The 21,210-nt window shown below is 69.8% G+C and carries 20 protein-coding genes; 12 read left to right on the plus strand and 8 right to left on the minus strand.

The features are described from left to right. The first annotated feature begins 31 nt into the window (after nucleotides 1-31). The 7 genes from ACGFIM_RS17715 to pknB all read left to right on the plus strand — a co-directional run bounded on the left by ACGFIM_RS17715 (nucleotide 32) and on the right by pknB (nucleotide 8,808). Entirely contained in the window at nucleotides 32-772 is a 741-nt protein-coding gene (locus ACGFIM_RS17715) for an FhaA domain-containing protein (protein ID WP_393201354.1), read from the plus strand. 17 nt (nucleotides 773-789) lie between these two features. Further along, nucleotides 790-1,260, plus strand: coding sequence for an FHA domain-containing protein (locus ACGFIM_RS17720; protein ID WP_393201357.1), 471 nt, complete (start codon nucleotides 790-792; stop codon nucleotides 1,258-1,260). After that, entirely contained in the window at nucleotides 1,257-2,579 is a 1,323-nt protein-coding gene (locus ACGFIM_RS17725) for a Stp1/IreP family PP2C-type Ser/Thr phosphatase (RefSeq protein ID WP_393201360.1), read from the plus strand. Before ACGFIM_RS17720 ends, ACGFIM_RS17725 begins: the two co-directional genes overlap by 4 nt. Continuing rightward, nucleotides 2,580-3,959, plus strand: a complete 1,380-nt coding sequence (locus ACGFIM_RS17730) for an FtsW/RodA/SpoVE family cell cycle protein (RefSeq protein WP_393201363.1) — start codon at nucleotides 2,580-2,582, stop codon at nucleotides 3,957-3,959. Next, the gene (locus ACGFIM_RS17735) at nucleotides 3,956-5,416 is read left to right on the plus strand and encodes a peptidoglycan D,D-transpeptidase FtsI family protein (protein ID WP_393201366.1); all 1,461 of its coding nucleotides are present in this window, start codon (nucleotides 3,956-3,958) and stop codon (nucleotides 5,414-5,416) included. The genes ACGFIM_RS17730 and ACGFIM_RS17735 overlap by 4 nt, the downstream gene beginning before the upstream one ends. Nucleotides 5,417-5,437: 21 nt before the next feature. Beyond that, complete coding sequence (locus ACGFIM_RS17740) at nucleotides 5,438-6,814, plus strand: serine/threonine-protein kinase (protein ID WP_393201369.1); 1,377 nt, start codon at nucleotides 5,438-5,440, stop codon at nucleotides 6,812-6,814. A gap of 83 nt (nucleotides 6,815-6,897) precedes the next feature. Beyond that, nucleotides 6,898-8,808, plus strand: a complete 1,911-nt coding sequence (pknB, locus tag ACGFIM_RS17745) for a Stk1 family PASTA domain-containing Ser/Thr kinase (protein WP_393201372.1) — start codon at nucleotides 6,898-6,900, stop codon at nucleotides 8,806-8,808. Nucleotides 8,809-9,002: 194 nt separating this feature from the next. On the opposite strand, the gene ACGFIM_RS17750 is transcribed toward pknB, so the two are convergent. The 3 genes from ACGFIM_RS17750 to ACGFIM_RS17760 are packed head-to-tail and all read right to left on the minus strand — an operon-like array spanning nucleotide 9,003 to nucleotide 10,352. Continuing rightward, the gene (locus ACGFIM_RS17750; RefSeq protein ID WP_393201375.1) at nucleotides 9,003-9,575 is read right to left on the minus strand and encodes a gamma-glutamyl-gamma-aminobutyrate hydrolase family protein; all 573 of its coding nucleotides are present in this window, start codon (nucleotides 9,573-9,575) and stop codon (nucleotides 9,003-9,005) included. Then, complete coding sequence (locus ACGFIM_RS17755; RefSeq protein WP_393201378.1) at nucleotides 9,572-9,730, minus strand: hypothetical protein; 159 nt, start codon at nucleotides 9,728-9,730, stop codon at nucleotides 9,572-9,574. The genes ACGFIM_RS17750 and ACGFIM_RS17755 overlap by 4 nt, the downstream gene beginning before the upstream one ends. Nucleotides 9,731-9,734: 4 nt before the next feature. Next, nucleotides 9,735-10,352 carry a class E sortase gene (locus ACGFIM_RS17760; RefSeq protein ID WP_393201381.1) on the minus strand — a complete coding sequence of 206 codons (618 nt, stop codon included), beginning with the start codon at nucleotides 10,350-10,352 and terminating at the stop codon, nucleotides 9,735-9,737. 144 nt (nucleotides 10,353-10,496) lie between these two features. On the opposite strand from ACGFIM_RS17760, the gene ACGFIM_RS17765 reads away from it, so the two are divergent. Then, nucleotides 10,497-10,742: a cell division protein CrgA gene (locus ACGFIM_RS17765; RefSeq protein ID WP_364061536.1), complete on the plus strand. Its 246-nt coding sequence runs from the start codon at nucleotides 10,497-10,499 to the stop codon at nucleotides 10,740-10,742. Nucleotides 10,743-10,777: 35 nt separating this feature from the next. Here the strand turns inward: ACGFIM_RS17765 and ACGFIM_RS17770 are convergent, their stop codons facing one another. Both ACGFIM_RS17770 and ACGFIM_RS17775 read right to left on the minus strand, forming a co-directional pair. Next, entirely contained in the window at nucleotides 10,778-11,683 is a 906-nt protein-coding gene (locus tag ACGFIM_RS17770) for a rhomboid family intramembrane serine protease (RefSeq protein ID WP_393201384.1), read from the minus strand. A gap of 245 nt (nucleotides 11,684-11,928) precedes the next feature. Continuing rightward, entirely contained in the window at nucleotides 11,929-12,465 is a 537-nt protein-coding gene (locus ACGFIM_RS17775) for a peptidylprolyl isomerase (RefSeq protein WP_393201387.1), read from the minus strand. Nucleotides 12,466-12,649: 184 nt separating this feature from the next. Here ACGFIM_RS17775 and ACGFIM_RS17780 point away from each other — a divergent pair, with 184 nt between their 5' ends. Beyond that, nucleotides 12,650-13,123 carry a YtxH domain-containing protein gene (locus ACGFIM_RS17780; RefSeq protein ID WP_393201390.1) on the plus strand — a complete coding sequence of 158 codons (474 nt, stop codon included), beginning with the start codon at nucleotides 12,650-12,652 and terminating at the stop codon, nucleotides 13,121-13,123. 110 nt (nucleotides 13,124-13,233) lie between these two features. Here ACGFIM_RS17780 and ACGFIM_RS17785 read toward each other — a convergent pair whose 3' ends face one another. Beyond that, nucleotides 13,234-13,752, minus strand: a complete 519-nt coding sequence (locus tag ACGFIM_RS17785; protein ID WP_393201393.1) for a hypothetical protein — start codon at nucleotides 13,750-13,752, stop codon at nucleotides 13,234-13,236. Nucleotides 13,753-13,877: 125 nt separating this feature from the next. Here ACGFIM_RS17785 and ACGFIM_RS17790 point away from each other — a divergent pair, with 125 nt between their 5' ends. The 3 genes from ACGFIM_RS17790 (at nucleotide 13,878) to ACGFIM_RS17800 (ending at nucleotide 18,182) form a co-directional block, all read left to right on the plus strand. Continuing rightward, the gene (locus ACGFIM_RS17790) at nucleotides 13,878-14,549 is read left to right on the plus strand and encodes a response regulator transcription factor (RefSeq protein WP_393201396.1); all 672 of its coding nucleotides are present in this window, start codon (nucleotides 13,878-13,880) and stop codon (nucleotides 14,547-14,549) included. Nucleotides 14,550-14,836: 287 nt separating this feature from the next. Then, the gene (locus tag ACGFIM_RS17795) at nucleotides 14,837-16,633 is read left to right on the plus strand and encodes a hypothetical protein (protein WP_393201399.1); all 1,797 of its coding nucleotides are present in this window, start codon (nucleotides 14,837-14,839) and stop codon (nucleotides 16,631-16,633) included. 70 nt (nucleotides 16,634-16,703) lie between these two features. After that, a complete protein-coding gene (locus ACGFIM_RS17800) occupies nucleotides 16,704-18,182 on the plus strand; it encodes a sensor histidine kinase (RefSeq protein WP_393201402.1) in 1,479 nt (492 codons plus the stop codon). Nucleotides 18,183-18,284: 102 nt separating this feature from the next. On the opposite strand, the gene ACGFIM_RS17805 is transcribed toward ACGFIM_RS17800, so the two are convergent. Both ACGFIM_RS17805 and ACGFIM_RS17810 read right to left on the minus strand, forming a co-directional pair. After that, nucleotides 18,285-19,097, minus strand: a complete 813-nt coding sequence (locus ACGFIM_RS17805) for an MBL fold metallo-hydrolase (protein ID WP_393201405.1) — start codon at nucleotides 19,095-19,097, stop codon at nucleotides 18,285-18,287. A gap of 197 nt (nucleotides 19,098-19,294) precedes the next feature. Further along, nucleotides 19,295-21,097, minus strand: a complete 1,803-nt coding sequence (locus ACGFIM_RS17810) for a flavin-containing monooxygenase (RefSeq protein ID WP_393201408.1) — start codon at nucleotides 21,095-21,097, stop codon at nucleotides 19,295-19,297. Between the last annotated feature and the right edge of the window lie 113 nt (nucleotides 21,098-21,210).

The following is a 21,210-nucleotide window of genomic DNA, read 5'->3' on the forward strand; positions in this document are numbered from 1 at the left end:
GATCATATGCACGGAGGAAGGGAGGTACCCGGTGGGAGTCCTTCAGCGCTTCGAGCGAAGGCTCGAAGGCCTGGTTGAGGGAGCCTTTGCGCGGGCGTTCAAATCTGACCTTCAGCCGGTCGAGGTCGCCAGCGCGGTTCAGCGGGAGATGGATGAGCGTGCGGCGATCGTCGCTCAAGGTCGCACGCTCGTGCCCAATGATTTCGTGGTGGAGCTGTCGACGACCGATGCCGAGCGGCTTGAGGTGTACGCCGACAGCATCAGCCAGGAGCTGGCCAACCTCGCCAGGGAGTACGCCAAGGAGCAGGGCTACTCCTTCGTGGGACCGGTCCGGGTTCGCTTCGAGACCGCCGGCGATCTGGCCGTGGGCTTGTTCCGCATCCGGTCCGGGGTCATCCGCGGTGCGACGGTGGAGCAGGACGAGATCCGCCAGCCGGTGAGCGACCTGCCTCCGTCGAGGCCCCATGCGTTCGGCGGGCGGCCGCGGCTGCTCGTCTCCACTCAGGACGATCCGCAGGGCGACCGCTCCTACGAGCTCACCACTCCGGTGACCTTGCTCGGCAGGGGCACCGACTGCGATCTTCGTCTCGTCGATCCCGGTGTCTCGCGGCACCATGCGGAGTTGCGGGTCGAGGGCCAGAATGTGGTCCTCGTCGACCTGGGTTCGACGAACGGCACTTTCGTCAATGGCCAGCCGGTGCGCAGGATCGAGCTCCAAAACGGCACGCGAGTGACGCTGGGGCGTACGACTCTGGTGTTCCGGCGCGATTAGGGGTAGACAGACGGTCCATGTCCGAGCTCACGCTGCTGCTGATCCGGCTCGCCTTTCTGGCGGTGCTGTGGTTCTTTGTCATTGCCGCAGTCGGCGTGATCCGGACTGACTTGTTCGGTTCACGCACCGCGCCGGCGGGTGGCCGCAATGCCATGAAGCCCGCCAAACCCGTGGCGAAGCCCAAGAGCAAGAGGGGCGAGCCACGCCAGCTCATCGTCACGGGTGGGCCTCTCCAGGGCACCACCATCAACCTCACGGAGCAGCCCATCACCATTGGCCGGGCCAATGACGCCACGCTGGTGGTCACCGACGACTACGCTTCCAGCCGGCATGCCCGGCTCTTTCCTCAGGACGGTCAATGGATCGTGGAAGATCTTGGGTCCACCAACGGCACGTATCTCGACCGTTCGAAAGTCACCCGCCCGACCCCGGTGCCGCTCGGTGTTCCGATCCGCGTCGGCAAGACAGTCATTGAATTGCGCAAATGACCATCGCACTCCGCTACGCCGCCCGCTCGGACGTCGGCCTCCTCCGCGAAGGGAACGAGGACTCGGCGTACGCTAGCGGCCGCCTGCTCGCCGTCGCCGACGGCATGGGCGGGCATGCACACGGCGAGGTGGCAAGTTCCGTCGCCATCGCCGCCATGGCCTCTCTGGAAGAGGCCCAACAGGGGGGTGACCTGCTCAACGCCATCGAGGCAGCGGTGCGCGACGCCAACCGCAGGCTGCACGAAATGGTGGGGCGGGATCCCAGCCTCAAAGGCATGGGCACGACGCTCACCGCCATGCTCTGGAACGGCACCCAGGTCGCCCTGGTCCATGTGGGCGACTCGCGGGCCTACCTCCTGAGACGTGGTGAGCTCTACCAGATCACCCATGACCACACGCTGGTGCAGCAGCTCGTCGACGACGGGCGCATCACGCCGGAAGAGGCGGCCACCCATCCGCAGCGGTCGATCCTGCTTCGCGCGCTCGACGGCAGCGGTGAGGTCGATCCCGATCTCACGCTGCGCGAGGCGCAGGTGGGCGACCGCTATCTGCTGTGTTCCGACGGCCTGTCGGGCGTGGTCAGCGCGGAGACGCTGCACGCCACGCTCACCAACATCGACGATCCCGAAGAGGTCGTCCGCCAGCTCATCGACCTGGCGAACCGGGGCGGCGGGCCCGACAACATCACGTGCGTTCTCGCCGACGTGCTGGAGATCTCCGACGACCAGCAACTGCCCGCGGAGGCCGCCATCGTCGGCGCCGCGGGGATGAACCGGCTCGATCCGACCAAGGACCTTCAGCCGGGGCGAGCAGGCGCGGTGACCGCACCCCAGCCGGTGCTCTCCGACGACGACTTCGATGAGCCGGTCGCCGAGGCCACGTCCCGGCGCTCGCGGAAGCGTCGCAGGTTGTGGCCCGTGCTGTTCACCGTGCTCGGTGTAGGCGTCGTCGGCGTGGCCGCCGGCGTCTACTTCGGTTACCAGTGGACCCAGGACCAGTTCTTCGTCGGTGCTAGGGGCGGCGAGGTGGTCATCTACCAGGGGATCAAGAAAGAGGTGGGTCCCTTCCAGCTCTTCCACGTCTCCAGGCCCACCGGTCGCAAGCTCTCCCAGCTCTCCGAGGCCGATCAGGCTCTGGTCAAGAGCGGCATCCCCGTCACCACCGTCGACGAAGGCATCACGAAGATCAACAGCTTGTCGTTCACCGGCGACAAGGAGGCCGACAAGGCCGAAGCAGAAGAGCAGCAGCCCGAGACGGAGGTGAGCGCCACTCCCACCGCGAGCGCCTCCGCCACCAAGTCCAAGACGAGACAGCAGTAGATGAGCGAAGTCGCCGTCACCCCCGTTCCGATGCCGGCCAAGCGGCGCGTGGCGCAGTTGCTCATGCTCGCGCTCGCCGTGGGCATCGTCATGGGCGCCTACGCGAACGTGGGCCTGGCCATGGACGGCCGGATCCCGGCCGGGATGCTGACGTACGGGCTGAGCCTGGGCGGCCTGATGCTGGCCGCGTACCTCGTGCTCGCGAGGTTCGCCCCGTGGGCCGACCCGCTGATCCTGCCGCTGGTGACGCTGGTCAACGGCATCGGCCTGGTGATGATCTACCGGCTGGAGAACGCCCCGATGCAAGGCGCCTCCGCCACCAGCCAGATCATCATGACCGGCATCGGGGTCGTGCTGTTCGCCGTGACACTGCTGGTGCTGCGCGACCATCGCATGCTGCAGCGGCTGACGTACACGGCGGGGCTGGTCGGCGTGGTCCTGCTGATCTCGCCGCTGACCCCGGGTCTCGGCAAGGAGATCAACGGCGCCCGCATCTGGATCGGGTTCGGCTCGGCCTCCATCCAGCCGGCCGAGTTCGCCAAGATCGCGCTGGTCATCTTCTTCGCCGGCTACCTGGTCGCCAAGCGCGACGTGCTGGCGCTGGCGGGCCGGCGGCTGCTCTTCATCGACCTGCCGAGAGCACGCGACCTCGGCCCGGTTCTGATCACCTGGGCCGTCGCCATCGGCGTGCTGGTGCTGCAGAAGGACCTCGGCTCGTCGCTGCTGCTGTTCGGCGGCTTCGTGGTGATGCTGTACATCGCCACGCAGCGCACCTCGTGGGTGCTGATCGGCCTGCTGCTGTTCGTCGGCGGCGCGTTCGTCGCCGGGCAGATCTTCTCCCACGTCGGCGACCGCTTCGACGTCTGGCTCGACCCGAGCAACCCCGAGTACTACGAGCGGGCCTACGGCGGCAGCTACCAGATCATGCAGGGCCTGTTCGGGCTGGGCTCTGGCCGCATCCTGGGCACGGGTCTCGGCCAGGGGCACCCCGATCTGATCCCGCTGGCCTTCTCCGACTTCATCTTCAACGCCGTCGGCGAGGAGCTCGGCCTGACCGGGCTGATGGCGATCCTGATGATCTACGCGCTGATCGTCGAACGCGGCCTGCGCACCGCGCTCGCGGCTCGCGACCCGTTCTCGAAGCTGCTCGCGGGCGGCCTGTCGTTCATCCTCGCCTGGCAGGTGTTCATCATCGTGGGCGGTGTGACGAACCTCATCCCGCTCACCGGCCTGGTCACGCCGTTCATGTCGCAGGGCGGCTCGGCGCTGCTGGCTAACTGGATCCTTATCGCGCTGCTGGTACGAACGTCAGACGCCGCCAGACGCCCCCCACCCCAGGCGATCCAGAACGAGGGATTGACGCAGGTGTTCCAGCGATGAACGGCCCCCTGAAGCGAGTGGCGGTGGCCGCCCTCGCCATGTTCGCGCTCCTGATGGTGAACGTGAACTGGCTGCAGGCGGTCAAGGCCGACGAGTACGCCTCCGACGCGCGCAACACCCGCAACTTCTACGACCGTTACGCGGTCGAGCGCGGCCGCATCACGGCGGGCGGGAAGGTGCTCGCGGAGTCCGTCGACACCGGCGACAACAACTTCCGGTTCGTCAGGAAGTACCCGGACGCGAAGCTCTACGCGCACGTCACCGGCTTCTTCTCGCCGGAGAGCGCCTCGGCCATCGAGGCGGCCGAGAACAAACTGCTCGACGGCTCCAGCGCCGACCTGCTGCTGCGCAGGAGCATCGATCTGTTCACCGGCGAGCCGACCAAGGGCGCCAACGTCGATCTGACGATCGACCCCAAGGCCCAGAAGGCGGCCTACGACGCGCTGCGCCAGAGCGGCAAGCGCGGCGCCGTGGTGGCGCTCGAACCGAAGACCGGCGCCATCCTCGCCATGGTCTCGCTGCCCACGTACGACCCGTCCGAGCTGTCGGGCACCGACAAGGGGACGGTGTTCAAGCGGTACGACGAGCTGGCCAAGGACAAGAGCCAGCCGCTGCTCAACCGCGCCATCGCCCAGACCTACCCGCCGGGCTCGACGTTCAAGGTCGTGACGACGGCGGCGTACCTGGAGGACGACTCCTCGCGCGGCCCCGAGACCACGGTGCAGGCCCCGCAGCGGCTGCCGCTGCCCAACACGAACATCAGCCTGCCCAACTACGGCGGCGCCGCGTGCGGCAGCGGCCAGGTCACGCTCACCTACGCGCTGGAGCGGTCGTGCAACACGCCGTTCGGCGCGATCGGCATGGAGCTGGGCTACGACAAGATGCGGGAGCAGACCGAGAAGTTCGGCATGGGCAAGCAGATCGGCGTGCCGATGTCGGTCGCCCAGAGCGACTTCGGGCCCAAGGAGGACCAGGCCGCCGTGGCGATGGCCTCCATCGGCCAGCGCAGCAACCGCATGACGCCGCTGCAGATGGCCATGGTCGCGGCGGGCATCGCCAACGACGGGACGGTGATGAAGCCGTACCTCGTCAACAAGATCACCGACTCCAAGGGCGACACCATCGATGAGGCCGACCCCGACGAGCTCAGCGAGGCGGTCAGCTCCGAGACGGCGGCCAAGCTCCGCGAGATGATGGTGAGCGTCGTCGCCAACGGCACCGCCAACCTCGCGCAGATTCCAGGCGTCGAAGTTGGAGGGAAGACGGGCACCGCGGAGACCACCGACGGCCGGCCCCCGCACGCCTGGTTCATCAGCTTCGCGCCCGCGGACAACCCGAAGGTGGCCGTAGCGGTCATCGTCGAGTCCGGGGCGGCCAACGTCGGGGCCGAGGCCACCGGTGGTCACACCGCCGCGCCCATCGCCAAGGCAGTGATGGAGGCGGTGCTGAACAAGTGAGTGACGGTAACCTGCTGGGTCATGCGGCTGCGTAACCGCTATCTGCTGGTCTCCCGTATCGCCACGGGCGGTATGGGAGAGGTCTGGCGTGCCCGCGACGAGTTGCTGGGGCGCGAGGTGGCGGTGAAGATCCTGCGCAGCCACATGCACGCCGACCCCACGTTCCGCGAGCGGTTCAGGAACGAGGCGCGGCTCACCGCGGCGCTGGCCGACCCGGGAGTGGCCCAGGTCTTCGACTACGGCGAGCAGAGCGACCTGGCCTACCTCGTCATGGAGCTGGTGCACGGCGAGCCGCTGTCGGCCATCCTGGCGCGCAACGGCGCGCTCGGGCCCGAGGTGACGCTCGACGTGGTGCACCAGACGGCCAAGGCGCTGCACGCGGCGCACTCGGCCGGCATCATCCACCGCGACATCAAGCCCGGCAACCTGCTGGTCACCCCCGAGGGGGCGATCAAGGTGACGGACTTCGGCATCGCGCGCGCCCTGGAGGCCGCGCCGGTGACGCAGACCGGCACCGTGCTGGGCACCGCCCAGTACGTCAGTCCCGAGCAGGCGCAGGGCCTGCCTCTGACGCCTTCGACGGACCTGTACTCGCTGGGCGTGGTGGCCTACGAGTGCCTGGCGGGGCGCACGCCGTTCCGTGCCGACAGCCAGGTGGCGATCGCGCTGCTGCACCTCAACGAGCAGCCGCCGCCGCTCGGCGCCGACGTGCCGGCCCCGGTGCGCGAGCTGGTCATGAGCCTGCTCGCCAAGGAGCCCGAGCAGCGGCCGGGGTCGGCGATCGAAGTCGCCGACCGTGCGTACATGCTGCGCGAGTCGCTGGCCGGGGCTGTGCGAGGCCAGGCCGAGCTCAGCATGCTGACCGACCCCGCGGGCTTCCGCGTCCGCGAGCCGGGCCCTGAGGACGAGCTCGCGACCGACGACCTGCAGCCGGCCACGCTGCAGGAGGGCACGGGCAGGAAGCGGCGCAGGGGCGCGCGGACGCTGGCGCTGGTCGCCACGGCGGGCTGTGCGGCGGCGGTGGGGCTGACCGCCATCACGTTCGCCGAGCCGCAGCGCCCGCAGGCCACTCCCCAGGTGGCCGAACCGACACAGTCGCCTAACGTGAAGCCGACGCCGACCCGGCACAAGCCGCGGCCGTCGAAGACGAGGGAGGCCACGCGGCGGCCGCCGGTTGTTACGGTGAGGACACCGCGTCCGGTACCTTCGCGGTCGGCTACGGTAAGCACGTCGGCTACTCCCACCAAGAAGCCGACGCCGAAACCGCCCCCGACCACCCGGACACCCACCCCCACCCCGACCCCAACGCCCACCAGGACTCCGACAACTCCGACACCCACCACGACCAGCACCTCGCCGGATCCGGGTGAGACAAACCCGCCCAATGAGGAGACGTGACGCGCCATGGGGTCGATGATGGACACCGGCGGCCCCGCGAGCCGGCCGGTACCCAAGATGAACGGTAAGGGACAGTGCAGGAAATGACTCAGCCTCGGCTACTCGGAGGTCGCTACGAGCTCGACGGTGTCGTCGGGCGCGGCGGCATGGCCGAGGTGTATCGCGCCCGAGACATCCGGCTGGACCGCGTCGTCGCGATCAAGACCCTCCGGTCTGATCTGGCGAGAGACCATACCTTCCAGGCCCGGTTCCGCCGTGAGGCGCAGTCGGCGGCCTCACTGAACCACCCGGCCGTGGTCGCGGTCTACGACACCGGCGAAGACGTCACCGACGGCACGCCCGTGCCGTACATCGTGATGGAGTACGTCGACGGCCGGACGCTGCGCGACCTGCTGCGCCAAGACCGCCGGCTGCTGCCCGAGCGCGCCGTGGAGCTGGTCGACGGCATTCTGCGCGCGCTCGACTACAGCCACCGCGGCGGCATCGTGCACCGCGACATCAAGCCCGCCAACGTCATGATCACCCGCTCCGGCGACGTCAAGGTGATGGACTTCGGCATCGCCCGCGCGATGGCCGACTCGGCGGCCACGATGACGCAGACCGCCCAGGTGATCGGCACCGCGCAGTACCTGTCGCCCGAGCAGGCGCGCGGCGAGCGGGTCGACGCGCGCAGCGACATCTACTCCACCGGCTGCGTGCTGTACGAGCTGCTGACCGGCCAGCCGCCGTTCACCGGCGACTCCCCGGTGGCGATCGCCTACCAGCACGTGCGCGAGGAGCCCATCCCGCCGTCCCAGATCGACCCGGACATCCCGCAGTGGGCCGACGCCATCGTGCTCAAGGCGATGGCGAAGGACCCGAGCCAGCGCTACCAGAGCGCGGGCGAGATGCGGGCCGACATCCAGCGGGCGATGTCCGGCATGCCGACCGACGCCCAGACGATGGCGATGACCGGTCCCATGCAGCAGGGCACCCGCGTGATGACCGCGGCCCAGGCGGCCACCGGCCCGGCCACCCAGCGCACCAGCGCGATCCCGCCGTACGAGTACGACGACGACCGCGGCGGCCGCGGCGGCGGTGGCCGGCGCCGGGCCTCCGGCGGAGGCGGCGGCAACAGCGCGCTCAAGACCGCCTTGTGGATCATCATTCCGCTGCTCATCATCGGCGCGTTCATCACGATCGGCTACACGGTCTTCAGCGGCAAGGACACGCCGTCCGACTCGACGGTGACGGTCCCGTCGCTGGTGTCGCAGGAGCGCTCGTACGCCGAGGCCGAGCTGAAGAAGCTCGGGCTGGTGCCCGACGTGGAGCTGAAGGCGAGTTCCGACGTCGAGAAGGGCGCGGTCATCGAGACCGACCCGCCGGCCGACACCAAGGTCGAGAAGGGCTCCACGGTCAAGCTGATCGTGTCCAAGGGCCCCGAGAAGATCAAGGTGCCCGACGGCCTGGTCGGCATGTCCCAGGAGGACGCGCAGCGGGCGCTCGAAGAGGTCGGCCTGCGCGGCGTCATCAAGACCCGCAACTCCACCAAGCCGCAGGGCACGGTCATCGCGACCGACCCGAAGGCCGGCGCCGAGCTGGAGAAGGGCGGCTCGGTCACGCTCTTCGTGCCGAAGGAGATGCGCGAGGTCCCGAGCGTCATCGGGCTGACCCAGGAGGACGCGACCGCCCAGCTCAAGTCCGCGGGCTTCAAGGTCAAGGTCTCCCAGCAGCCGGCGCAGGAGCCCGAGGGCACCGTCGTGCAGCAGAACCCGGGTGAGGGCACCAAGCTGCTGCCCGGCACCACGATCACGATCACCGTGTCGACCGGTCCCCAGCAGCAGCAAGAGGATTCGCCGCCGCCGACCGACGATTTCCCGACACAGGACGTCCCGAGTGACGACCAGCCGGACGACGGCTTCCCGGCGGAGGAGGAGCCGCCGGGCGACAGCCCGATCGAGGACGGTCTGGGCGGCGGCCGCGGCCGCGGCCCGGGCTGGGGCCCGAGGAACTAAGGCTTCGAGCCGACGAGAAAGCCGCCCCTCCGCTTGCGGAGGGGCGGCTTTTCGCTGCTCATTTCCGCCGCGCGGCCTGGTCCCCGCGCACGGGAGCCCCCGTGCGGCAGGAGGTCCGCACACGAGAACGCCCCCGCCGCTCGGGGGCAACGGCGGGGACGCTCACTGGTACGTCGCTCGCCGCGCGCCGTTTGTTACAGGATTTTTCGCCACCAATTTCCGAGCAGCCGGTGGCCGTGCTCGGACAGCACCGACTCGGGGTGGAACTGGATGCCCTCGATGGGCATCCGGCGGTGCCGCAGGCCCATGATGACGCCGTCGTCGGTGCGCGCGGTCACCTCGAGCTCCGGGGGCACGGTCTCGGGCAGCACGGCCAGCGAGTGGTAGCGGGTCATGCGCACGGGCGACGGCAGGTCCTCGAACACGCCCTTGCCGTCGTGGGCGATCTCGCTCGTCCTGCCGTGGAACAGCTCGGGGGCGCGCGCCACCGTGGCGCCGAAGGCCACCGCGATGGCCTGGTGGCCGAGGCAGACGCCGAGCAGCGGCAGGCCGGTCTCGGCCGCGTGGTGGACCAGCGGGACACTGACGCCCGCCGCCTCCGGCGTGCCGGGTCCCGGGCTGACGAGCACGCCGGCGAAGCCGCCGGCGTCGTGCACGCGCACGTCGTCGCGGGGCCGGACGTCGCAGTCGGCGCCCAGCTCGCGCAGGTACTGCACGATCGTGTGGACGAAGCTGTCGTGGTTGTCCACGACGAGCACCCGGCTCATCTCCTCACCGTCACCTCGTCGAGCGTCACCGACGGCTCCATCAGCGGGAACACGACGTACCAGAGTACGGCCCCCGCGAGCAGCACCAGCAGGGCGGCCGTCAGCAGCCGGACGGGCGGGCGGCCGGGCAGCTTGCGCCAGAGCCAGGCGTACACGGTGTCACTCCTCTCGCGGTTCGCTGTGCTTGAGCACGCCGTAGACGATGAGCCGCTCCTCGGCGGAGTACTCGGGGTGGCAGGTGGTGAGCGTGATGAACGCGCGGATGGGGCGGATGTCGGGCTTGCCGGGCACGGGGGCGAGCACCTCGACCTCGTCGGGCCGCACGATGTCCTGGGAGGTGACGCGGTAGGTGTGGCGGGCCTCGCGGGTCTCGACGATGATCTCGTCGTCGCGTTCCAACTCGTCGATCTCGTTGAACGGGGCCGCGTACGTGGTGCGGTGGCCCGACAGCACGAAGTTGCCGACCTCGCCCGGCATCGCGCTGTCGGGGTAGTGTCCCGGCCCCTTCTTGAGCTGCTCGGCGCCGACGCCCTCGACCACCGCGTACGTGTAGTCGCGGCCCAGCCTGGGGATGCGCAGCAGCGCGAACGCCTGCCCGATCTTCGGCCGCGGCGGGCGCTGCGCAACGCTCTCCTTGGCCGCGAGCTCGCGCTGGAGCAGCAGCTGCTGGCGCTGCGTGTACGCGCCCGTCCCCCAGAGCAGGTACGCGCAGAACAGCATGAGGATCAGGCCCGCGGTGATGCTGAGCTCCCCGAGGGCACGCAGGGTGGCCCGCATGCGCTCAGGGTATTCCGCCGCGATGCGGGCCCCTGGGATCGCCATGCGATGCGCGTGGCGACTATCCTGGGCCTCACTTCAACTACCCTTACCGAAGAGCCTGCGGACGATCCGGATGCCCAGGCCCTCAGCAGGAGTCATCCAGTGCCCAAGTCCAAAACTCGCAAGAAGGCGGTCTACACCCCGCCGCAGCGGTCGCAGCAGGTCAAGGTCAGCCCGCGCTGGCTCGCCCCCACGATGGTCGCCGCGTGGGTCATCGGCATTCTGTGGATCGCGACCTATTACGTCGCTCCTCAGGCGCCGTTCTTCAGGGACCTCCAGAACTGGAACCTGCTGATCGGGTTTGTTTTCATCATCTTCGGTGTGGTTCTCTCCACCCGCTGGCGTTAGTTCTTTCCACAGTCTTTTCCACAGCCTGGGGAAGCTCAGCCGCCGAGCATGCTGACAATCGCTGGGACGCGTACGAGCACGAGCACCACCAAGAGCGCCAGCGCTCCAGCGATCGCCAGCCACTGCACCCGCGCCCTGTTGGCCTTCGGCGCGTAGACCAGCGCCAGGGCCAGGAGCGTGCCGGTGACGAGGCCGCCCACGTGGCCGGTCCAGCTGATGCGCACACCTGAGATCGCGGGCAGCACGAACGTGATGACCAGGTTGAGCACGATGATCAGGCCGATGCCGCGTACGTCGAGGTCGAGCCTGCGCCCGACCACGAAGACCGCGCCGAACATGCCGAACACCGCGCCCGACGCGCCCAGCGTGAAGGTGTTGACCGGGTCGAGCCAGAGGCCGAGCACCGAGCCGCCCAGCGCGCTGATCAGGTAGAGGGCGGTGAAGCGGGCGTGGCCGAAGGCGCGCTCGAGGTAGGGGCCGACGACCCAGATGGCCCAGCCGTTGAACAGGATGTGGATGACGTCCTGGTGCAGGAACGCCGCGGTGATCAGGCGGTAGTACTGGTCGAGGACGGCGACCCCGATGGGCGACATCCCCAGCTCCGCGACGATGGCGTGGGAGCCGCCCAGCAGGAACTGAGCGGCGAGCGTCGCGAGGAAGACCAGCACGTTGAGCGCCAGGATGGCGTAGGTGACGACCGGGGTGCGCACGATGCCGCCGCCGAAGGCGGTCTTGGCCTCGCGGACGGCCCTGTTGCCCTCGGCGACGCACTCGGGGCACTGGAAGCCGACCGCGGCGTCACGCATGCAGTCGGGGCAGATGGGGCGCTCACAACGCTGGCAGCGCACCCACGTCTCCCTCTCGGGATGGCGGTAGCACGTGGGGACGGCTTCAGCGGGCTGCTCGGGCTGCGGGGGCTGGCTCGGCGGCTGGCTGGTCATGACCGAAGCCTAAGGCTTGCGGAGGCATGCTGCGTGAGCCTCCCGGGCCCGGCGGCCGGGCGCGGCCGGAAGGGCGCTGAGAGCGGCCGTCCGGCGCGCATGGAGGGCCGCACGATACCGACCCGCCCAAAGGAACCCTGGGAACCCCAGAGGAGCCCTGAGCAACGGCCCCGCGAGGCCCGCCTCCGGTGTGCGTGCGCCCCCTGACGCGACACGCCGGCGCTGCGGGCCCCTGCGGCCGGGTGTCAGGCGGCCTGGCGCTCGATGGTGACCGACTCCAGGACGACGTCCTCGACCGGGCGGTCCCGGCCGTCGGTGCGGGTCTTGGAGATCGCCTCCACCACCTCGCTGCCCTCGATGACCTCGCCGAAGATGGTGTGCTTGCCGTTGAGGTGCGGCGTCGGCGCGACCGTGATGAAGAACTGCGAGCCGTTGGTGCCCTTGCCGAAGCGCTTGCCCGCGTTGGCCATGGCCAGCAGGTACGGGCGGTCGAAGCGCAGCTCGGGGTGGATCTCGTCGTCGAACTCGTAGCCGGGGCCGCCGATGCCCTGGCCGAGCGGGTCACCGCCCTGGATCATGAAGCCGGCGATGACCCGGTGGAAGATCGTGCCGTCGTAGTAGCGGGCGTTGCTCTTCTCGCCGGTGCCGGGGTGCGTCCACTGACGGGTGCCCTCGGCGAGCTCCACGAAGTTGCGCACCGTCTTGGGCGCCTTGGTGGGGAAGAGCTCCACCTTGATATTGCCGTGATTGGTCTGCAGGTTCGCGATCAGCTTCTCAGCCACGAGACAGCTGCCCCCCTCTATGGACAGGGTTGGTTTTGTGATGTTTTGAGGACTATGGCCGTTCGGCCTACCGGGCCATCCTCCCATGGACGGCCATGATTGAGCCGCCTTGTCCAGGGAAGGTCAGGCTCGGGGCCCCAAGACAGGGGAGGTTGTCGTGTCCCTGACAATGAAAAGACGCCGCGTGGTCATCGACGTGCCCACCACGTGGATGGGTCAAGTGAAGACCCGGGCCGCTGAAACCGGCCAGCGCCTCGCACCCATGGCGGACCAGGCCAAGGTGGTCGCGGCGCAACGTATCGAAGAAGCCCGTCACTGGGCGGCGCCGCGGCTGGAGTCCGCGGCGCACGGGTTCGAGCAGCAGGTCGCCCCCAAGGTCAGCTCGATGCTGACCGCCGCGGCCAAACGCATCGACCCGGCGCCGGCGCGATCGCGGCGATGGCCGGCGCTCATGCTGCTGACCGGCCTCGCGGTGGGGACGATCGGCTACATGTTCTACCGCCGCAACGCTCAGCAGTGGACCGAGCACATGAAGGACTCCGCCTCCGATGCCACACGATGGGTCAATGAGAAGGCGGACAGGGCCGCGGAGTCCTCGGACCAGATGGCGGACAAGGTGTCCAGCGGGACGGACGAGACCTCGCACGAGACATCGTGAGCGCGTCCGTCCTGAAAAGCGCGCCCCCGTCACATGACGGGGGCGCGCTTTGCTTCCGGGTCACGGCCTGGCCGGGCGGAGGGCGTTCGGGCCGCCCGTGAGCGGCGCTCTCAGTCGTCGAGCCCCGCGCCGGCGATCCCCTCGCAGGTGATCTCGATGGTCTCGGCGACCTTCTCAGCCTGCGTTTCGGACGGCGTCACGACGCGGACCTTCACCGGGGCGTCACCGGCGGGCTCGCCGCTTGCGGCGGCCCGGGTGGCACGGAACTTCACCTCCCCGGCTTCGGCCTTGCCCTCACCGCTGGACGGCGACACGACCTGCGGCTCGCCGTTCGGGTCCACCGACTCGGCGCGCCGCGGCTGCGTGATCGCGCTCGGCGGGTCCGCCGGCTGGGCGGGGCGGGCCTCGGTGCCGGCGCCGCGTTCGGCGGGCTTCGCCTTGGCCAGTGTGATCACCTTGCCATCGGCGGTCTTGCAGGTCAGCGTGCCGGTCCCGGAGGCGGCGGAGGCCGTCGAGTCCCAGGCGGGCTCGGGCGGCGAGGACGGAGTCCCGGCCAGCGCCGACCCGGTCAGGCCCGCGACGGTCAGCGCGACCGCCGCGCCGAGTACCGCGAAACGCCGCTTGAACATGGAGTGCTCCTCTCTCGGAAACGGTGAGACGGCTCCGAGGGTGGCCGCGCCGACCTGAAGCGACCCTGAAGGGAGCTAAACGATCTTCAGCTTCGCTTTAGGTACGCTGAGGCAGGCTGGACCGCGTGCGAGTCTTGCTGGTGGAGGACGAGGAGCGGCTGGCCGACCTGATCAAGGGCGGGCTGGCGGGCGAGGGCTTCGCGGTGGACGTCGCCCACGACGGGCGCGACGGCCTGTGGCTGGCCACCGAGAACACCTACGACGTGATCATCCTGGACGTCATGCTGCCCAGGATGAACGGCTACGCCGTCTGCTCCCGGCTGCGCGAGGCCGGCGACTGGACGCCCATCATGATGCTCACCGCCAAGGACGGCGTCTACGACGAGGCCGAGGCGCTGGACAACGGGGCCGACGACTACCTGGCCAAGCCGTTCTCGTACGTGGTGCTGCTGGCCCGGCTGCGCGCGCTGGTCCGGCGCGGCGGGCGGGAGCGTCCCGTCCGCATCACGGTGGGCGACCTCGTCATCGACCCGGCCGGTCTGCGCTGCCGCCGCGGCGAGGTGGACATCGCGCTCACGCCGAAAGAGTTCGCCGTGCTGCACGCGCTCGCCCGGCGGGCCGGCGAGGTGGTCTCCAAAAGCGACCTGCTGGCCCAGGCGTGGGACTTCAGCTACGACGGCGACCCGAACATCGTGGAGGTCTACATCAGCGCCCTGCGCCGCAAGATCGACGTCCCGTTCGGAAAGACGACACTGATCACCGTACGCGGCGCCGGCTACCGCCTGGAGGCGACGTGAGCGCGGGAGTTACGCCGATGGCGGAAGGCGCGCCCCGGCCGGCGGGGCGCGCCTTCCGCCATTTCCGGGGTTCTTCCTGGAGCGATAACCGATCGCGGCCGGGCGACGCGTGCGCGAGCGCAAGCGGGACGCCCGAGAGATTTATGCCTGCAAACGGCCGCGAATGGTACACGTGTTGAACCGGTGCGGCGTGGTGCGGGCCACCGAGGGCACCGAGCAGAGGCATTGACGTCTACGGGGCGGGCCGCCGGACGCGGGGTGCGGCGGCCGGCGCGCAAGGGGACCTCATGAATCGATCATGGTGCGGGTGGTTCGGTGTCGGCCTGGCGGTCACCGGAGCCGTGACGACGATCGCGGCCTACGCAACCTGGGGGTTCGCCTGGCCCTTCTTACCCGCCTCGCACCCCCCGGAGCCGCCCTTCGGCTTCTGGGGGATCGCGCTGGTCGTCCTGCTGATGTGGGTGCTGATCGCCCTCGTCCTGGACATCCGCCACAGTCGGGACCCCCAAGATGGCGAGCTACGACTCTACGAATCGCGCCCGCCATCGATGATCCTCGCCATAGGGCTCGCGGTCGCCGCCGTATTCCGCTGGATCGCGTTGACGAACACCTTCAAGCTGGGCGAGCCGGGAGGATCAGAGGCCGCCCTGGCGATCGGCCTGTCGGCGACGGCGGTGGGTCTGGCCACGGCGGCGCTCACGTTCCGGCCGCGGAAGAAGGAATGGACCGGAGCGCTGGGCGGAGCGGCCGTCACGGTGCTCGCGACCGTAGCCGTCGTGATCGCCGCCGCAGTGGTGCCCGTCGACGCCACCACCACGACGAAGGACACCCCCAAGGGAGCGGTGCCGGCCTCAGTGAGCAGGATCGCATGGCAGTGGCAGACGCCCGACGGCTTTGCCGCGCGTCATGTCGCCGTCGCGGGCGGGGGTCTGGTGGCGATGATCAGAGACGGCGTCGTGGCGCTGGACAGCGCCACCGGCCGGGAACGCTGGCACTACCGCAGGCCGGGCGGCTTCGCCTGGGGGTTCAAAGCGTCGCCTGACGGGAGCACCCTCTTGATCCGGTTCAACCGTCGGACGGTGGTCCTGGACGCGTACACGGGGGCGGTCCTCGCCGAGCACCCATTGAAGTGGCCAAGCGACTACGGCATGTGGCTGAGCTCCAACATTCACCAGTCCGGTCCGGCCTTCCTCGAAATTTCGTGGCCAGGCGACTACGGCATGTGGCTCAACTCCACCAACGTGGTCACCGCCGGCCTCGGCCATCCGCTCGCTCACCTGTGGCCGGGAACACTCACCGGATGGCGGGTGACCGCCTCGGAGCCCGCCTGGCACTACACCCCGCCGCGCGGTTGCCTGACCGGCCAAGACCACAAGAGCTCGCAGAGTTACCACCACGCCATGGCCCTGAACGTGTTCGCTCACGTCCTCATCTGTGCGCCAGGGATCGAGCAGCGGGAGCGTGACTCGGACTACCGGTACACGCCGAGCTCACTCACCATCGTCCTGCTGGGGCTCGACCCCGCCACGGGCGCCGAAAAGTGGCGGCATGAGCGGAAGGTGACGGCCGCCCCGGAAAGCGTCAAACTCCACATGTCGGATGATGCCAAGGCTCTGTCGTTGATCTGGGGCGAGGACGAAGGCGTGGTGCTGGACCAGGCGTCGGGCAAGGTCATCGCCCAGCAGCGGGTGACCGGCGCGTTCAACACCGACGGCGTCCTCGACATGGGGGACCACGAGCTCAAAGACACCCGGTGGACCTCCGAGTGGCAGCCGTTCGGCACGGGTCCGGTGAAGCGGGCGTCGTTCTCCCTCGCGGGGCTGAATCGGTCGCTTGGGAGCGACCGCGCAACTGGGCAGCTGCCGCTCGACGACTCGCTGGTCGTGACATACCCGAGCGATGACCCCGGACCCACGGCATCCATCGTTGTGCTGGTCACTCCGTGGAATACGGCCGACACGACGCGGATCTCCATCGCCCGCACTGATAAGGACATATATCACTCCCCGCTGCGCCTGCTGCAGGCGCCCGGCTCGCTGGTCTTCGCGCACCCGGAGATGCCGGTCGTCGTCGGTCTGGTGTGAGAGACCGGGGTCGCCCGGCGCTGAACGATCTTCAGGTTGGCTTTAGGTGGGCTGCGGCACCCTGGTGCCCGTGCGAGTGTTGCGGGTGAAGGACGAGGGCGGGACGGGGCGCGGGGTGAAGGGGCTGTGGCGGCGGCTCTCCCCCGCGTTGTCCTCGGTGCGGGTGCGGGCGACGGCGGCGGCCACGCTCGTCGTGGCGCTCGCGCTCGGCACGGCGGCGCTGGTGCTGGTGGTGTCGTTGCGCGGCACGCTGGTCAGCAGCGCCGACGCGGAGGCGGCGAGGAGGGCCACGGCGGCGGTGCCGTACGCGCGGACACTGGAGATCCCCGAGCACGCCACGGAACGCATCACCGAGCCGGAGGCCCCGGCAGAGCGCACAAACGAGCCGGAGGCCCCGGCAGAGCGCAAGACCGAGCCGGAGGCGGGGGCTCCGGCGGAGCGCACGACCGAGCCGGAGGCGAAGGCACCCGAGGAGGAGCCCAAGCTGGTGAAGGGGGCGCAGCGGGCGGCGGCCCTGGAGGAGGGCGTGTCCGTGCGCTTGGCCGACCCCGACCTGGTGGTGACCAAGGAGGACGGCGCCGCGGAGCTGGCCAGGGCCAGCGGGTACGCCGTCGCCGCCGTCGAGGTGACCACCGCCGACGGCCCCGCCACGCTGCTGTCGCGGGTCCCGCTCGACGGCGTCGAGCAGGCGCTGCGGACCGTCTACGGCGCGCTGCTGCCCGGCGTGCCGGCGCTGCTCGCGGTGGTGGCGGCGATGACCTGGCTGTCGGTGGGCCGGGCGCTGCGCCCCGTGGCGGCGATCCGGGCGAAGGTGGCCGACATCACGGCTCGCGACCTGCACCAGCGGGTGCCCGTACCGCGCTCCAAGGATGAGGTCGCCGCGCTCGCGACCACCGTGAACGGCACGCTCGACCGGCTGGAGACGGCCGTGGAGCAGCACAAGCGGTTCGTCGCGGACGCCGCGCACGAGCTGCGCAGCCCGATCGCGACGCTGCGGGCCCGGCTGGAGCTGGCCGAGCCGAGCGAGCTGACCGCCGAGGCGCTGGCCGACGTCGAACGTCTCCAGTCGCTGGCCGCCGACCTGCTCATGCTGGCCAGGCTGGATGCGGGCGAGCCGCTGCGGGCCGCCGAGCTGGACCTGGGTCAGGTGGCGGCCGAGGCGGCGCTGCGGGCCAGGCGGCGGCCGGGTGTGCGGGTGGAGCTGGACGTCGCGCCGGACGTGGTCATGTCAGGGTCGAGTGGGCATCTCGACCGCTTGGTGACGAACCTGGTGGACAACGCCGTACGCCATGCCGCCTCGACCGTGACGGTGCGGGTCGCCGCCGAGGACGGCGCGGCGGTGCTCGTGGTGAGCGACGACGGCCCCGGCATCCCGCCGGACCAGCGCGAGGCGGTGTTCGGCCGGTTCACCCGGCTGGACGAGGCGCGGGCCAGGGACGCGGGCGGCGCGGGGCTCGGACTGCCCATCGCCAGGGACATCGCGCACCTGCACGGCGGTTCGCTGGTGTACGAGGACGCGGGCTTCGTCGCGCGATTCCCCCTCGGCTGACCGAAACCCCGCCGGCTCCCCTCCGCTGACCGAAACCCTGCCGGCTCCCCTCGGCTGACCGGAGCCATACCGGCCGAGGGCTGGCCCAGCCGACCGGTCCGCTCAGTTGATCGCGGCGTCGAGCTGGTCCAGCTGCATGAACGCGCGCTCGATGGCCTGGCGGGAGATCGGCTCGGGGTAGGGGAAGAGCTTGATCGAGTCGCGCAGCCCCTCCACGTGGGCCTTCCTGGCCAGGTCGGCGACCAGCGCCAGCTCCTCCTGCTGCCCCTGCACGTACGCCCGGTCCACCACCGCGCCGTGGCCGGGCACGATCACCTGCTCGGGCATCTCGGCGAGCATGGCGGCCGTGGTGACCGGCCAGTCCAGCGGGTAGGAGTCGCTGAACGCGGGCGGCGCGCCCTCCTCCACGAGGTCACCGGCGAACAGCACGCCCGCGTCGGGCACCTGCACCACGATGTCGTTGCTGCTGTGGCCGAGCCCGAAGTGCCGCAGGTGCACGATGCGCCCGCCGATGTCGAGGCTGGCCGCGGAGGCGAACGTGTGGTCCGGCGGCACGATCGTGACCTCCTCCCACTCGTCGCGCCGCTCGGGGCGGCTCTCGATGAGGTGGGCCCGCTGCTGCTCGCCGTACTGCTCGATCTCCTCGGCGCACCTGACGTGGCCCCAGATCTCGGCGGGGCCGAACGCGGCGTTGCCGAAGAAGTGGTCGAAGTGAGAGTGGGAGTTGACGATCGTCCAGGGGGCCGGGGTGATCCGCCGGACGGCCTCGACCAGGTCCGCGCCCTCGCGGTGTGAGCCGCGGGTGTCCAGCACCAGGCAGTGCCCGTCGCCCACGATCAGGCCCGTGTTGACGTCGTACGACCGGTGGCGCCGTACGTAGACCCGGTCGCCGACTTCCTGCCACTGCTCGTTCATGCCACCGAACCATACTGAGCGCGCCGGGTCATGACATATGCCCTCATGAAATGATCACCCGCCTGCGCGATGAGCCGCCCGAGCTCGGTGTCCTCAGGCGGTGACCGTGTACGCGGCCACCGGCGGCAGCAGCACCGCGTGGTCAGTAGTGCTGGGTCCAGCTTTTCACCGGACGCTCAGGCCCTCGTACGCGCCCCTCAGCGGAACGTCAGCCCGTCGAAGTCGCCCGAGTTCCGCCAGCGGTCGATGTAGGCGAAGTACGCCATCGCGCCCTGCGGGTGCCCGACGTTCAGCCACGACTTCAGCCCGAGGTCGCGGCCCTCGTTGTTGTAGTAGCCGGGCGTGCAGTCGAGCGAGCCCATGAGCCGTCCTTTGCCCGACAGCAGCAGCTCGATCCAGGCGTCCTCGGCCTCTCTGGTGGCCTCGACCTGTGTGTATCCGTGCTCGACCGCGTGCTTGACGATCGCGGCGATGGTCTTGCCCGCCTCGGTGAAGTTGTGCGGGATGTTGGAGATGAGGTTCGCGCCCTGGGCGGGCTGGACGATGAAGACGTTGGGGAAGCCGTGCACGTGGATGCCGTGCAGGGTGCGCATGCCGCCGGCCCAGCGCTCCGACAGCCGCACCCCGCCGCGTCCCTTGACGTCGTAGCCGGCGCGGCGGGTGTAGCCGGTGCCGACCTCGAAGCCGGAGGCGTAGATGACGCAGTCGACCTCGTACTCGCGGCCGGCCGCCACGACGCCGCGCTCGGTGATGCGCTCGACGCCTTTGCCGTCGGTGTCGACCAGGTGGACGCCCGGCAGGTTGAACGCCTGGAGGTATTCGTCGTGGAAGCAGGGGCGCTTGCAGAGCTGGCGGTACCACGCCTTGAGCTTCTGGGCGGTCTGCGGGTCGCGGACGACGGCGTCCACGCGGGCCCTGATCTCCTCCATCTTCTCGAAGTCGGCGTCCTCGAACGCGGCCTGCACGCTCTCCGGGGTGACCTGGCCGGGCGGCAAAGCGTTGATCTTGGCGCGGAAGCGGCGGGCGATGTCGGTCCAGCCGTCCATGACCAGGTCCTCGTCGGCCAGGACGCCGGTCTGGTTGGCGGTGAAGTTCTCCAGCCAGCGCTGCTGCCAGCCGGGCGTGGCGATCGAGGCGAACCACTCGGGGTCGGTCGGCCGGTTGTCGCGTACGTCGACGGAGGAGGGCGTGCGCTGGAAGACGTACAGCTCGCGGCAGGCTCTGGCGAGGTGCGGCACGCACTGCACGGCGGTCGCGCCGGTGCCGATGATCGCCACCCGCTTGTCGCCGAGCCGGTCCATCGGCGCGCCGGAGGGGTCGCCGCCGGTGTAGGCGTAGTCCCAGCGGCTGGTGTGGAACGAGTGCCCGGCGAAGTCGTCGATGCCGGGGATGCCGGGCAGCTTGGGCACGTGCAGCGGGCCGATGCCCATGGCGACGAACCGGGCGGTGAACGCGTCGCCCCGGTCGGTGCGGACGATCCAGTGAGAGCGGGCCTCGTCCCATTCCAGGTCGGTGACCTCGGTGTGGAAGAGGGCGTTGTCGTACAGGCCGTAGTGCTTGCCGATGCGGCGGCAGTGCTCGAGGATCTCGGGCGCGTGCGCGTACTTCTCGGTCGGCATGTGGCCGGTCTCTTCGAGCAGCGGCATGTAGACGTACGAGGCGGTGTCGCACTGCGCGCCGGGGTAGCGGTTCCAGTACCAGGTGCCGCCGAAGTCGCCGCCCTTCTCCACGATGCGCACGTCGTCGATGCCGGCCTCCTTGAGGCGCGCGCCGGTGAGCAGCCCGGCGAAGCCGCCGCCGATGAAGGCGACCGTCACGTGGTCGGCCTTGGGCGCGCGTTCCGCGACCGGCGTGTACGGGTCCTTGAGGTAGCGGGCGAAGCGGCCGGTGAGGCGGATGTACTGGTCGTTGCCGTCGGGGCGCAGCCGCTTGTCGCGCTCTTCGCGGTATTTCCTGCGGAGGGCTTCCTTGTCGATCGCGGGACGGCCGGCGACGGTCATGCTTTCCTCCGGCGGCGTTCGGCATCTCCGGACCTTATTTTCAGAATGTCATTCGGAAATAGCCGCGGCAAGACCGGCCCGATGCGCTGACCAGGATGTCCACTATTGTGTGG

Origin of the sequence: Nonomuraea sp. NPDC049309 (assembly GCF_043196965.1) — a bacterium.
Lineage (GTDB): Bacteria > Actinomycetota > Actinomycetes > Streptosporangiales > Streptosporangiaceae > Nonomuraea > Nonomuraea fastidiosa.

What these genes read in the sequence shown, in the direction of transcription:
- pknB (WP_393201372.1), top strand. Translation starts at nt 6,898, where the DNA reads ATGACTCAGCCTCGGCTACTCGGAGGTCGCTACGAGCTCGACGGTGTC.
- ACGFIM_RS17750 (WP_393201375.1), bottom strand. Translation starts at nt 9,575, where the DNA reads ATGAGCCGGGTGCTCGTCGTGGACAACCACGACAGCTTCGTCCACACG.
- ACGFIM_RS17720 (WP_393201357.1), top strand. Translation starts at nt 790, where the DNA reads ATGTCCGAGCTCACGCTGCTGCTGATCCGGCTCGCCTTTCTGGCGGTG.
- ACGFIM_RS17740 (WP_393201369.1), top strand. Translation starts at nt 5,438, where the DNA reads ATGCGGCTGCGTAACCGCTATCTGCTGGTCTCCCGTATCGCCACGGGC.
- ACGFIM_RS17760 (WP_393201381.1), bottom strand. Translation starts at nt 10,352, where the DNA reads ATGCGGGCCACCCTGCGTGCCCTCGGGGAGCTCAGCATCACCGCGGGC.
- ACGFIM_RS17725 (WP_393201360.1), top strand. Translation starts at nt 1,257, where the DNA reads ATGACCATCGCACTCCGCTACGCCGCCCGCTCGGACGTCGGCCTCCTC.
- ACGFIM_RS17730 (WP_393201363.1), top strand. Translation starts at nt 2,580, where the DNA reads ATGAGCGAAGTCGCCGTCACCCCCGTTCCGATGCCGGCCAAGCGGCGC.
- ACGFIM_RS17770 (WP_393201384.1), bottom strand. Translation starts at nt 11,683, where the DNA reads ATGACCAGCCAGCCGCCGAGCCAGCCCCCGCAGCCCGAGCAGCCCGCT.
- ACGFIM_RS17785 (WP_393201393.1), bottom strand. Translation starts at nt 13,752, where the DNA reads ATGTTCAAGCGGCGTTTCGCGGTACTCGGCGCGGCGGTCGCGCTGACC.
- ACGFIM_RS17810 (WP_393201408.1), bottom strand. Translation starts at nt 21,097, where the DNA reads ATGACCGTCGCCGGCCGTCCCGCGATCGACAAGGAAGCCCTCCGCAGG.
- ACGFIM_RS17795 (WP_393201399.1), top strand. Translation starts at nt 14,837, where the DNA reads ATGAATCGATCATGGTGCGGGTGGTTCGGTGTCGGCCTGGCGGTCACC.
- ACGFIM_RS17735 (WP_393201366.1), top strand. Translation starts at nt 3,956, where the DNA reads ATGAACGGCCCCCTGAAGCGAGTGGCGGTGGCCGCCCTCGCCATGTTC.
- ACGFIM_RS17805 (WP_393201405.1), bottom strand. Translation starts at nt 19,097, where the DNA reads ATGAACGAGCAGTGGCAGGAAGTCGGCGACCGGGTCTACGTACGGCGC.